This is a genomic window from Flavobacterium sp. HSC-61S13 (genome assembly GCF_024171535.1).
Classification (GTDB): Bacteria; Bacteroidota; Bacteroidia; order Flavobacteriales; family Flavobacteriaceae; genus Flavobacterium.
Genome location: NZ_JALJZV010000004.1, coordinates 201,909 through 214,134, shown reverse-complemented (window position 1 = coordinate 214,134; position 12,226 = coordinate 201,909). Strand labels below are relative to the sequence as shown.

General features: G+C 38.0%; 12 protein-coding genes and 1 tRNA gene. 8 read left to right on the top strand and 5 right to left on the bottom strand.

The window, feature by feature from the left end:
• Positions 1-5: 5 nt before the first annotated feature.
• From L1275_RS05920 to L1275_RS05905, 4 genes are all read right to left on the bottom strand, one after another.
• Complete coding sequence (locus L1275_RS05920; protein ID WP_253470794.1) at positions 6-992, bottom strand: fumarylacetoacetate hydrolase family protein; 987 nt, start codon at positions 990-992, stop codon at positions 6-8.
• A 260-nt stretch (positions 993-1,252) separates the two neighbouring features.
• Positions 1,253-2,782, bottom strand: coding sequence for a SulP family inorganic anion transporter (locus L1275_RS05915; RefSeq protein ID WP_253470792.1), 1,530 nt, complete (start codon positions 2,780-2,782; stop codon positions 1,253-1,255).
• 420 nt (positions 2,783-3,202) lie between these two features.
• Positions 3,203-5,143, bottom strand: a complete 1,941-nt coding sequence (locus tag L1275_RS05910) for an oleate hydratase (protein WP_253470790.1) — start codon at positions 5,141-5,143, stop codon at positions 3,203-3,205.
• Positions 5,144-5,237: 94 nt separating this feature from the next.
• Entirely contained in the window at positions 5,238-6,107 is an 870-nt protein-coding gene (locus L1275_RS05905) for an AraC family transcriptional regulator (RefSeq protein WP_253470788.1), read from the bottom strand.
• Between the two features lie 646 nt (positions 6,108-6,753).
• Between L1275_RS05905 and L1275_RS05900 the strand changes: the two genes are divergently transcribed.
• On the top strand, positions 6,754-7,104 hold the full coding sequence (locus L1275_RS05900; protein WP_253470786.1) for a DUF983 domain-containing protein: 351 nt from the start codon (positions 6,754-6,756) through the stop codon (positions 7,102-7,104).
• Positions 7,105-7,152: 48 nt separating this feature from the next.
• A tRNA-Trp gene (locus L1275_RS05895) sits at positions 7,153-7,223 on the top strand.
• A gap of 101 nt (positions 7,224-7,324) precedes the next feature.
• Here L1275_RS05895 and L1275_RS05890 read toward each other — a convergent pair.
• Positions 7,325-8,200: an AraC family transcriptional regulator gene (locus L1275_RS05890; protein WP_253470784.1), complete on the bottom strand. Its 876-nt coding sequence runs from the start codon at positions 8,198-8,200 to the stop codon at positions 7,325-7,327.
• Between the two features lie 167 nt (positions 8,201-8,367).
• On the opposite strand from L1275_RS05890, the gene L1275_RS05885 reads away from it, so the two are divergent.
• The 6 genes from L1275_RS05885 to L1275_RS05860 all read left to right on the top strand — a co-directional run bounded on the left by L1275_RS05885 (position 8,368) and on the right by L1275_RS05860 (position 12,182).
• On the top strand, positions 8,368-8,667 hold the full coding sequence (locus L1275_RS05885; protein ID WP_253470782.1) for a hypothetical protein: 300 nt from the start codon (positions 8,368-8,370) through the stop codon (positions 8,665-8,667).
• Positions 8,667-9,020, top strand: a complete 354-nt coding sequence (locus tag L1275_RS05880) for a hypothetical protein (protein ID WP_253470780.1) — start codon at positions 8,667-8,669, stop codon at positions 9,018-9,020. Before L1275_RS05885 ends, L1275_RS05880 begins: the two co-directional genes overlap by 1 nt.
• Positions 9,021-9,198: 178 nt before the next feature.
• On the top strand, positions 9,199-10,338 hold the full coding sequence (locus tag L1275_RS05875) for a glutathionylspermidine synthase family protein (protein WP_253470778.1): 1,140 nt from the start codon (positions 9,199-9,201) through the stop codon (positions 10,336-10,338).
• A 263-nt stretch (positions 10,339-10,601) separates the two neighbouring features.
• Positions 10,602-11,087, top strand: coding sequence for a BON domain-containing protein (locus L1275_RS05870; RefSeq protein WP_253470776.1), 486 nt, complete (start codon positions 10,602-10,604; stop codon positions 11,085-11,087).
• A 26-nt stretch (positions 11,088-11,113) separates the two neighbouring features.
• Entirely contained in the window at positions 11,114-11,533 is a 420-nt protein-coding gene (locus tag L1275_RS05865; RefSeq protein WP_253470774.1) for an SH3 domain-containing protein, read from the top strand.
• A gap of 76 nt (positions 11,534-11,609) precedes the next feature.
• Positions 11,610-12,182, top strand: coding sequence for a pentapeptide repeat-containing protein (locus L1275_RS05860; protein WP_253470881.1), 573 nt, complete (start codon positions 11,610-11,612; stop codon positions 12,180-12,182).
• The last annotated feature ends 44 nt before the right edge of the window (positions 12,183-12,226 follow it).

Sequence of the window (12,226 nt, the reverse complement as noted above, 5' to 3'; positions counted from 1 at the left end):
GATCGTTATTTTATATATTGAGTTACTTTTTGACGAATCTTTCCAAAAATAGTTTGCCCCGCTGGATCTTTCATCTCTATTTCAATCGTGTCACCAAAACTCATAAAAGGTGTTGATGGTTTTCCGTCTCTGATGATCTCCAAACATCTTACCTCAGCCAAACAACTAGATCCGTCTACACTGCCTTGATTGGCTACAGTTCCCGATCCGATTACCGTACCCGCCATTAAAGACCTTGTTTTTGCCGCATGCGCAATTAACTGACCAAAGTTAAAAGTCATATCAACTCCCGCATTTGGCGAGCCAATTAATTGATCGTTTAAAGTAGAATGCAGTGGTAAATGCAACTTCCCTTCTTTCCACTGTCCTTCTAATTCATCTGGAGTTACTACTACTGGAGCAAAAGAAGTCCAAGGTTTAGATTGGTAAAACCCGAACTGCTTAGACAATTCGTTGGGAATTAAATTACGTAAAGAAACGTCGTTGATGATCGTGATTAACTTGATGTGCGTCAGCGCCTCTTCTGCATTTACTCCTGCAGGAACATCATCTGTAATAACCGCTACCTCCGATTCAAAATCAATTCCCCAAGCTTCATCGGCAATTAATATATCATCTTGAGCTCCGATAAAAGCATCAGAAGCCCCCATATACATTAAAGGATCTGTCCAAAAAGATTCCGGCAATTCAGCATTTCTCGCTTTTCTTACCAATTCCACGTGAGTGACATAAGCACTTCCATCCGCCCAATGATACGCTCTTGGAATCGGAGCCATTACTACAGTAGTATCAAAATCAAAGGCGTCACTTAATTTATTATCGTTCAAATCGCGATAAACGCTTTGCAAAAGAGATTCCGTCGTTTTCCAATTGTCGATGGCTATTTGCATTGTATGGGCTATTTGCGGAACCGCTACTGCTTTAGTTAATTCTTTATTGACTACGACCAACTGTCCGTCACGAGTTTGGTTTTGTATCGTTGCTAATTTCATTTAAAATTTTTCGTTTTTTATAATTTATTGTTGTTGCCTTTGGTTAAAGCTCAGAAATACTTCCGTATTCGATGCGTAAATGTACAAAAGTTTAAGGGCTTTGCAAAAATCAAACCCCAACTAAGCATCGTATCAATAGAGTTGAGAATCGACTAAAGCCGCTAGATCACTGCTTTTCAGCGATCCACAAACTCCAAATCCGACTCCCCTTTGCTTAAAAAATAGATTAAGACTGTCTTGGACAACGAATCACATATTTACTATTCTTCAGGCATAACGTGATAAGTCGGATCCTCTTCCATATTGATTTCTACCACCGCATGCGCATTTGTCAATAACTGCATACAATCTTTACTCAGGTGTCTTAAGGTCAATTTCTTATTGTGATTGGCGTATTTTTCGGTCAATTTATTTAAAGCATCTATAGCCGACATATCCGCTACTCTCGATTCTTTAAAATCGACAATAACTTCATTAGGATCGTTTAATACATCAAATTTTTCTGTAAAATGCGCAGTAGAGCCAAAAAACAACGGACCGTAGATTTCATAAATCTTACGCCCATTTTCGTCTATGGATTTGCGAGCACGTATTCGCTTAGCATTGTCCCAAGCAAATACCAAGGCAGAAATAATCACCCCCGCCAAAACAGCTACTGCTAAATTGTGAAATACAACGGTTATTGCAGCTACGACTATGCCTATAAATATATCGCTTTTGGGCATTTTATTGATGATTCGAAAAGAAGCCCATTGAAAGGTGCTGATCGCTACAATCATCATTACGCCCACTAATGCAACCATCGGTATTTGTCCGATTACTGGAGCACCTACTAAAATGATTATTAAGATCGTCAGCGCTCCCACCACAGCAGATATACGCGTGCGTCCTCCGGCATTGAGATTGACGAAGGTTTGTGCAATCATGGCACAACCACCCATACCTCCAAAAAAACCATTCACCACATTCGCAGTTCCCTGAGCCATCGCTTCTCTGTTGGAATTTCCTTTGGTATTGGTTATTTCGTCGACTAAATTTAAAGTCAAAAGCGATTCAACCAATCCGACACCTGCCATAACTAAAGCATAGGGCGCAATGATCTGTAAGGTTTCAAGAGTAAAGGGAACCATCGGAATATGAAATTGCGGTAGGGTTCCGCTTATTGAAGCGATATCCATCACCCGCTTGGTTTCTATATCTCCAAAATAGACCACTAGTAAAACGACTAAGATAGCGACTAAGGAAGCGGGAACCACTTTGGTTAACTTCGGTAATAAGGTAACAATTCCGATTGTCAGCAACAGCAAAGCCAACATAATGTAAAGTGCTGAACCCTGTAACCAGGTATAATCGCTGCCGTTATAAACCTTAAATTGCTCCAGCTGAGCAACAAAAATAATAATGGCCAAACCGTTTAAAAAACCGTACATAACCGGTTGCGGAATTAATCGCACAAATTTACCCCACTTAAGAGCTCCAACCAAAAATTGAAAAAGCCCAGCTAATAATAAACTAGCAAATAAGTATTCCACACCATGAGATGAAGCCAATGCAATCAATACCACGACCGTTGCTCCCGCTCCTCCTGAAACCATACCGGGACGTCCACCCAAAACAGCAGTGACAATCCCCATTAAAAAAGCAGCATATAAACCCGTGAGTGGAGACAATCCAGCCAGAATTGCAAACGACAACGACTCTGGAATCATCGTCATCGCTACGGTTAATCCCGCTAATAATTCGTTTTTGACGTTTATTTTTTGATTGAATTGAAACAGCGCTCTAGTCATAAAGAATTGAAATGATAACCTATTTTTATTTAGCTCGTACTCGGATAAAAGTTTAAAACCATTAGAACATAAAAACCTTCGCGCTATAAAAACCTAAAATTTTGTCGTTTTACAACTTGTGAAATGTCGCGATAAGACACTTATCCGACTGTCTCTATTTATGCCGACAAAGGTATTCTTTTTCCAAATAAAATCGCTGTGCTATTTAGAACCTCTTTAGTGCGAAAACCTCGGTTGCGATATTAAATTAGGAATTGCATCACTAACCGACCAATGAATAAATTAGATCCTCACGACTAGTTATAATAACTGTGATTTTTCAAACTGACCTCGATACAATTTTAAAATAGATGTCAAAAAAATAGGGTTTGACTTTATAGTCAAACCCTATTTAATAATATAGGCTTACAATCTATATTGTTATCCTTTTACACCTTTTAACCAATCTTTAAATCGGTTCATTTGATCCATTATAAAAGAATCCTGTTCTTCATTATCTTCGTTCAATACCGGTAAGATATGTTCGTAATAAGTGCCGGTTAATACTCGGCGCAATAGCCCTTCTCCAACAAAGGATTTATCGTCGTTTAAGGTTCTTGCTGCTTTTAATAGGTGACGCACATCATATTGCAACGGATTAATATCCGGCACTTGTTTGTTGAGATTCAACAATTCATATACCGCTATTCTACCCGTTCTAATAGCGCTCTCCATAGTAAAAACCACATCGTTGTTGGTTTCAACAAACTGACCGATCAATCCGAGATTGGTACAGCCTTTTGGTACTATTTTTGGGCGATCCCCTTGTGCTCTTGGCATAAACATCGAAGTTATATAAGGCATAAATGTGATGTGTACGATAGTGTTTTCCACCACATCATCGAGTTGATCGAGAATCCCTAAATGATAACATAGTTCAGCGAGTATTTCATCTCCTGTACAAGCAGGCATGGTTTTTTTAATGTAGTTCCCCTCTTTGTCCATAAATAAGGAATATACCCACAACACCAAAATATCATCGGGTTGCTCTGGAAAGTGGGGTTGTCTATTACAAGTAAAACTCATTAGCCAATCCGAATCCGTTATTGTGATAATACCACCCGTAACCGTTTTGCCGGAATACGGATCGTTTACAGCATAATCTTTTAATCGATCGATTAAAGCCGAAGGTTTACAAGTTAACGTTGCCGATTCCCAAGAGGACTTTTCGATGTTGGTACAGAATTTTTCGGGTTTCCCAAAAACTTCTGATTTGGCCGCCAAATTTTTCCATAACATCCAACCCGGACTTTTTCCACTTGTTGCATTATCAATGGCAATCAACGGTGCTTTTTTATTGGTTCCATAAAAAGTATCCTCTGTCATGGATCCCGTAGTCACCACAACAAAATCATCGGAGCTTACCGGTATAACAACTTTTTTACCGTTTTGCTCGGTTATCAGTCCCTTAACCGTTTTTCCGTCTATATTTATTTGCATATCGAGATCTTCTACCAAGACATCCAACTCAATTTTCACTCCTTTTTCTTGTAAAAAACGGCGTAAAGGTGTCACAAAGGTGTCGTATTGATTGTATTTTGGAAACACCAAAGCCGATAAGTCGTTCAGACCATCAATCGCGTGTAAAAAACGGTGCATATACAATTTGAACTCCAATAAACTATGCCAATTTTCAAAGGCAAACATTGTACGCCAAAACGTCCAAAAATTACTACTCAAAAAAGATTCTTGAAAATAGTCTTCAATAGCAATATCATCTAACTCTTCTTTGTTTTTTAGCAAGAGTTTTACCACGGCTAATTGATCTTTTTTACCCAGTCCAAACTTGCTAAAATCTTTAATTTCTCCACAGTTATGAATCAATCTCGCTTTGGAATAATTAGAATCGTTGTCGTTAATAAGTCTATACTCATCTAAAACACTATAGGGAGCAGGCATTTCCAAAGCGGGAATATCCTGAAAAATATCCCATAAATTTTCGTAGGTCATATCCATTTCACGTCCACCTCGTATGATGTAGCCGTCTTTGGCATTTCCAGATCCGTCTAGCGAACCACCGTCAATGTTTAATTGCTCTAAAAAAATAATGTTTTTGCCGGGAACATGTCCATCGCGAATCAGGTAGTAAGCCGCAGACATTCCTGCGATACCACTACCGACAATATAAAATTTACTGTTGTCAAACGATTTTGGAGGAATTCCCTTATTGCGTTGATAATTTCCAATCTGATCTGAAAAGGGCATCGCTTTATCGGGTGTGTTCCGTTGTTGTTCTTTACTCGAATCGGGTTGGTGGTTAACCTTTCCGTACTCTGTAGACGCATTCAAGATCTTCTCGAATTTTGAAGTGATTTTTTTCATAACAGTGATTTTTGATTAATGTAATAAAGTTAGTTACATCCTCTAATTCCATTACACTCTCAAACTCGCCAAAATGCTACTGATTTTCACTTATTTATAAATTTTGATTTTTTCTGTATGCAGACAACGAAGAAATGGCGTGTTTTTTAAAAAAACGCCCGAAGGCAGAAACACTACTGAAATTGAGTTGATAGGCAATCTCCGTTAAATTCAGTTGCGGATTACTCAGCAAAACACAAGCTTCTTTGAGTAGTTGCTCATCGATGACCTCATGGGGTGTTTTACCCGATGCGTTTCTGACTACTTTAATCAAATATTTGTTGGTAATAGCCATTTGATCTGCAAAAAACTGCACCTCCTTTCTTCCCGCTATTTGTTGCTGCACCAGGTCCTTAAATTTTACAAACAGCATATTATCATTGCTACAAACTCGGTTTTCGTCCTGATTTGCACCGATGATTTGCGCTATTTCCAACAATACATTAAAGATAATTGAGCGGATAATATCATCGATAAATTGCCCTTGACGCTGGGTGGTTTCCAACAAATACTTCAGCAAACCCGACAATTTCCGAGAATTGATCTCCGTTGAATTGACCACGCTAAAAGAACCATTCTGAAACAAAGACAACTTTTCGATAAAAAAGGGATTTGATATGTTTTTCAGCAAAAATGTTTTATCAAAAAACAGCAATTGCATTCGAAAATCAGCCGTAGTACTTAGAAATTTTATAATCGTTGAAGGCGCAGATATCAAAAAACCATTTTGGGTAATTTGGTATTGTTTCATATCTATTTCCACCTCTATTTCACCTTGTATACATAGACAAATTGCGTAAAAATCAATGCGGAAAGGCGCCTTGGGGAATTTAAAGATAGGATTACCAGACGATATATAATACGGTTGATGGCAATGGACCCCATAAAAAGACAAGGTTTCCTGTAAATTTTCGTAATTTTTCATAGTAAAGTCGGCAAATAATGGTCCGTAAAATCGATGTTCGCACGGTCTACCTTTTGACCTATTCATTCTCTAGCTAAGGTACCGAAAAAAATTGGCGATTTGCACAAAAACACATTTAATAGTGCATTCGAAAACATGAAAAACAACCACAATAAGCTAAAAAACACTACTTTACATAACTAAAAACAATATTTAAAAACATCAAAAAGAACAACAAGATGTCCGAATAAAACCAAAGTCAAGCACTTTAAATACCATAATAATTCGATGTCCCATTTGGTATTTAAAGCCCTTTTCACCTACTTTAGCGGCATAAAGAACTCTTGCTTAAACTACAGAGTCGTAGTTTAGATTTACCATTCTATATTAATTGGTAAAAAAACAACCCTCTTGTTAAATTTATTGAAGTTTAATTCCGGTCTAAATGTCATAAAAAGCCATAAACAAAAAAAGTAACCGCGCCATAGTTCTGCGCTTAGAAGCAAAAAAAACGCTTTAATATCCCAGTATCAAGTACATCCGATTTCTTTTGCCTTTATTTCAAAACAGGTATTCTTTTTAAAATGTCCGAATAAGACCAAAGTGTGCAACATTAAATACTAGCTATATCCATAATAATTATCGAAATTTGCATAAAAAATACACTATGTCATATTTAACTAAAGTAATCAGCGGGACTTGTCCTAATTGCGGTAAAACAAAATTGTTTGATGAAAAAGGAAATCCATTCCTATTCAAAATGCCCAAAATGAAACCTAAATGTGAAAATTGTGGATATTCTTTTCATAGAGAAACCGGCTTTTATGTGGGCGCCATGTATATGAGCTACGCTTTAACCGTTGCAGAAATGGTTTCCGTAATTGTCTTAGGACTAATATTTAAACTGACTTTTATTCAGATTTTCATTACCATTGCTGTAGTAGCATTCTTGCTCTCTGCCTTTAATTACAAGATGTCGCGCATCATGTGGCTCAATGTCTTTTACAAAGAAGAGTAGGAAATGTCATATTAAATATATTATATTTGCGCCACTGAACAACAAACTACGGGTGTAGTTCAAGGGTAGAATAGCGGTCTCCAAAACCGTTGATGGGGGTTCGAATCCCTCCACCCGTGCATTCAAAAAAAGCTATCTCATCGAGATAGCTTTTTTTCGTAAATCGTAAATCGTGATTCGACAATCGACCGATCACTGATTACTGATTACCGATCACTAATCACTCGTAACGCTTAAGAAACTCCCGCGGGGTTTCACCAGAGCGTTTTTTAAACAGCTTAGAAAAGTACGAATAGTCTTCATATCCCAACAAACTGGCTATTTCATTAAAACTCTTCCCCGTGTAAATCAGCATGCGTTTGGCTTCTAATACAACGCGTTCCAATATAATATCGGTAGTTGTTTTATTGACGAGACTGCGTGTGATTCGATTGAGGTGTTTCGGAGTAATATGCAACCAATCGGCATATTGTGCTGGCGATTTTATGGTCAGAAAGTGTTCTTCAACCAAATCTTCAAATTCGAGAAATCGAAAATTATATTGACTGAAATGAGCGGTTGGAAAATCGTCTTCAGCTATCGCATATCGATTGAGCTCGATATACAATTGTGAGGCTATATTTAAGATCAATTGATGCTTTTTCCACAAGCTACTTTTATACTCCAGTAGAATTTGTTCAAATAAATGAGACATGTGTTCTAAAAATTCGCCACCGATATAAATAGCACTAGAATGATAAATGGAGGTATAAATGGGATATTCTCGAATGCGTTCACGAACAAAAACCATATCAAAAAATTCCTGAGTGTGAAAGAAAATAAAACCATCGATATCCTCAGACAGTTCCCAGCTATGAGTTTGTCCGGGAGCTAGTAAAAAAACACTTCCAGGTCTAACGTCATAAGAATTAAAGTCAATTTCATGTACTCCCGATCCTTTGGTAAAAAGGATGGTTGCATAAAAATTGTGTTTATGTGGTTTCTCAATTCGCTTGTGATTACTGATTAAATGATTGGGGATGGTATTGGCATAAAAATCATTGCCAAAGCTATTTTCATTTAATTCGTCAATTTTCAAAATCGCAATCCGATCCATAACAGCAGCTTTGCTTCAAAAATACGCTTATTTCAATGAGGTTGAAAATTTTAAGAATTATTTGGGCGTAAAAAAGGCGCGCTTCCACGCATTTTTTGTTGGAATCCACAAAAAAAAATTCAAACTTTGTTCCAGTTTTTATAAAAACACTTTTTACTTACCACACAATGAAGAATATAAGCGCCTTTTTCCTATTTGGATTAATACTAACAGCCTGTAGCAATACAGCAGATAACAAATTGGAGTCTTTAGACAAAACCTCGGCTCGTGAAGTCGTTTTAAAAACCGTAGTTGCAGGTGACACTACTTTGCACATCAGCAGTCAAAAAATCTGGGCTAATAATGAAATCATCGCTACCAAGGTAGACACGATTAAAACGGCCACCAAAGTAATGAGCTGGAGCACTGATACCAAGGATAGCGGTATCGATATGACCAAAACCCCAATCTACGTAACTGTCGAATAATGAGTACGAGAAAAAGCAGTAAAATGGTTTCGCTAATCCTGATTTCATCAGCCTTAGCCTCTTGCTCCAAACCGCAGCAAGAAGAGAAACAAAAAGTATATATGAGAGCGGATAGTTCAGCTCCATACACCGAAGTAACCCAGGAATACTCCAGAAATAACGGTATGGGTATGGGTAGTGCTTTATTGTGGTATATGGCATTTCGCCCGATGATGGGTGGAAATGGTTATATGAGCAACGGTATAGCTACCAAGTCGAACGTAGGTACGAATCAAGCTAAAAACAACGCCATGAAAGCACAAACCGCCCGAGGTGGATTTGGATCTTCGGCTAAACCTTCGGCTTCTTCATAACCTAATTCGCTACCCTACTTTATAAAAAAGGCCTTGTTCCCCCCTTATGTGCATTTTTCAATGTCTAATAAGTATAAACCAACATTAGCCTTCAAATAAATTACCACAGGCATTGCGTTTCGCTAACACGTATGTGTTTGGCAAACCTACTATGGTGATTGAAAACGAGAACACCTACATGAGAATAAAACATATTAATGCCGATAACCAATGGCAAGAGCGCTTAGAAAAAACGGGCTTTGGTTATCATACCGATGGGGATCAAACCTATTGGGTAGAAAACTATTATTACTCGATCAGTCCAGGGCTCGCCGATGAAATTGCTGAGGCAACTTCTACGCTGTGGAATATGTGCTTAAAAGCCGTTGATCACGTCATCACCAACCGCAAATACAACGCCTTTCACATTCCTATCTTTATGCACGAGCACATCGAACAAAGTTGGGAGAATGATGCACCGAGTATCTACGGTCGTTTTGATTTTGCGTACGACGATATCAAAAAACAACTCAAGGTTTTAGAATTTAATGCCGATACGCCGACTTCCTTATTTGAAACTGGCGTAATTCAATGGCAGTGGATGCAACACCACTTTGGAAAAAAAGCCGACCAATTCAATTCGGTTCACGATAGACTGATTGCTACTTGGAAAGAATTAAAACCTTATCTGAAAGGGTCTGTTTTGCATTTCGCATGCTTACGCGAAACGCTAGAAGATTTGACCAATGTTGAATATTTACGGGACTGTGCGATGCAAGCCGGTATCAAAACCAAACTTATTTTTATTGATGATCTGGGTTGGAACGGTCTAAATTTTGTCGATTTAGAAGAAGAAACCATCACGGACATCTTTAAATTATACCCTTGGGAATGGATGGTACAAGAAGCTTTTTCACTGCATATTCCAAACGACGTCGATCAAGCCAATTGGATTGAACCGTCGTGGAAAATGATTTTATCCAACAAAGCCATATTAGCCGTGCTGTGGGAACTATTCCCAAATCACCCGCTCTTATTAGAAACTTATCTCGACGAGCCTAAAACCCTTGTCAATTACGTTAAAAAGCCCCTGTTATCCAGAGAAGGCGCCAATGTCACACTGTATATTAACGGAAAAATCATTGAAGCTACACCGGGAGATTATGGCGAAGAAGGTTATATCTGTCAAGAATTAGCATCACTTCACAAAGAGCACTCGGGATATTCGATAATCGGCAGTTGGATTATCGGTCAGGAACCTTGTGGAATTACTTTCCGAGAAAGCGATCGCATGATTACGACTGATAAAAGTCGCTTTATTCCCCATATTCTAGAATAACCTATAAGTAAAACGATCAAATTAGTATTTGATCGTTTTTTTTTATCCGTTTATGCGGAACTACCCTGACAATACGGATTATGGTTTTGCTTGGTCAACCGGACTGCCTTCTCTTCTACTCCCTCGCAATGCACCTATCGCGTAAGACCTGCGCCCAATCTATCGGTTTGATTCATTAAATAATTGTTAATTTTTAAGACTTCGATTATCATAAATTCTTTTTTTTATTAAATTAGATAAAAATTAACCAAAAAGAAAACCCTATGAATGCAAGAAAATTAAGTATCGGACTATTATTGGTTGCTGCCATAGCCACCTCATGTAAATCGTCAACAGAGAAAGATGCTGCGGCAAAACTATCTATTGAAAAAACTTTAGATCCGGGAATCAGTGTCCAGGTAAAAGATGGTGTTGCTACGGTAACTGGGGTATTTATAGATGAAGCAAGTCGCGAGAAAGCTCTAAAAGACATCAAGGCTACTTCGGGAATCAAATCGGTTGTGGATCAATCTGAAATCTCACAAGCTCCGGCTATTCCATCACCAGAGGCTGTTACCATACACGCTGACGACCAGTTAAACAACGATTTAAAAACCGTATTAAGTGCTTTTCCAAATGTACAATCGTCCGTAAAAGACGGTGTAGTCACTTTGACCGGTTCGGTTGAACGAAATGTTTTACCTCAATTGATGCAAGCGGTTAATGCCACTCATCCGAAAAAGGTTGAAAATCAATTACAAATCAAATAGTACTATTCATCTTCAATCCAAAACTCATGAGTCTACAAGAAAAATATGCCAAATTAATCCAGACTGCTCAATCAGAATCCGTTCGCAACTTGCAAGTGCGCGAACAAGATGCGGTGTTATACATCGATGGAGAAGCGAGCACTGGTGCGACTAAAGATAAATTATGGAACATCTATAATGAAATCGATCCTGATTTTCGTTCTGGAGATCTTATTTTAAACATCAATGTTGGAGTTGATCCGAATGCGACAAAATTAAAGGTAACTACGGTAAATTCCAATCTCAATATCCGAAAAGGACCGGGCAAAGACCAGCCACTATTAGGCAAATCTGCTCACAATTCTATAGTAACCCTGTTGAGTAAATACAACAACGACTGGTTTCTGATCCGAAACGAACAAGGCGTTGAAGGCTATTCCTCATCACAATACTTAACACAAGTCTAGTTTATGTTTATTGCAAAACCGCCTCTACCTATAGAGGCGGTTTTTTATTTTTATAAACTTATCTTTGTCAAAAAAAATGGTAGCGGATTTCATTTACGATCAAAATTATAAAAATCATATTTTTACCGAAAACGAAATACAATTCAAAGAATTTGAGAATTGTACTTTTGAAAACTGCAACCTCAGCCGTTGTGAATATCTCGGAGTTGTATTTAGTGATTGTACTTTTATTCGCTGTGATTTTACAGAGGCTAAAATCAATTATGTTGCACTTAGAAATTGCGAATTTATCGGTTGCCAATTGACCAGTGTTAACTTCGCTATGACAGACCAAGTTTTATACGACTACCGTTTTACCGACTGCAATATGGATTTTACGCAATTCTACGGTCTTAAAATGAAACGCATGACGTTTATCAATTGCAGCTTAATCAGTGCTGATTTTATGAAAACAGATCTGACCGAAGTATTGTTTGACCATTGTGACCTACACCTAGCCGTTTTTACCGAGTCCATCGCCAATAAAGCCGATTTTTTTAGCAGCTATAACTATACCATCGATCCCGAGAAAACAAAACTAGAGAAGGCGATATTCTCACAAAACGGTCTTCAAGGACTGTTGCAAAAATACAAACTGGTTATTCGTTAATTCGACGCCGATCAAATCGGCAATAAAACACCTTATATATTAAA

Bases quoted from the DNA above. Each gene is read 5' to 3' on its own strand.
- L1275_RS05875 (WP_253470778.1), top strand. From the start codon at position 9,199: ATGAGAATAAAACATATTAATGCCGATAACCAATGGCAAGAGCGCTTA.
- L1275_RS05900 (WP_253470786.1), top strand. From the start codon at position 6,754: ATGTCATATTTAACTAAAGTAATCAGCGGGACTTGTCCTAATTGCGGT.
- L1275_RS05870 (WP_253470776.1), top strand. From the start codon at position 10,602: ATGAATGCAAGAAAATTAAGTATCGGACTATTATTGGTTGCTGCCATA.
- L1275_RS05910 (WP_253470790.1), bottom strand. From the start codon at position 5,143: ATGAAAAAAATCACTTCAAAATTCGAGAAGATCTTGAATGCGTCTACA.
- L1275_RS05860 (WP_253470881.1), top strand. From the start codon at position 11,610: ATGGTAGCGGATTTCATTTACGATCAAAATTATAAAAATCATATTTTT.
- L1275_RS05920 (WP_253470794.1), bottom strand. From the start codon at position 992: ATGAAATTAGCAACGATACAAAACCAAACTCGTGACGGACAGTTGGTC.
- L1275_RS05865 (WP_253470774.1), top strand. From the start codon at position 11,114: ATGAGTCTACAAGAAAAATATGCCAAATTAATCCAGACTGCTCAATCA.
- L1275_RS05880 (WP_253470780.1), top strand. From the start codon at position 8,667: ATGAGTACGAGAAAAAGCAGTAAAATGGTTTCGCTAATCCTGATTTCA.
- L1275_RS05885 (WP_253470782.1), top strand. From the start codon at position 8,368: ATGAAGAATATAAGCGCCTTTTTCCTATTTGGATTAATACTAACAGCC.
- L1275_RS05915 (WP_253470792.1), bottom strand. From the start codon at position 2,782: ATGACTAGAGCGCTGTTTCAATTCAATCAAAAAATAAACGTCAAAAAC.
- L1275_RS05890 (WP_253470784.1), bottom strand. From the start codon at position 8,200: ATGGATCGGATTGCGATTTTGAAAATTGACGAATTAAATGAAAATAGC.
- L1275_RS05905 (WP_253470788.1), bottom strand. From the start codon at position 6,107: ATGAAAAATTACGAAAATTTACAGGAAACCTTGTCTTTTTATGGGGTC.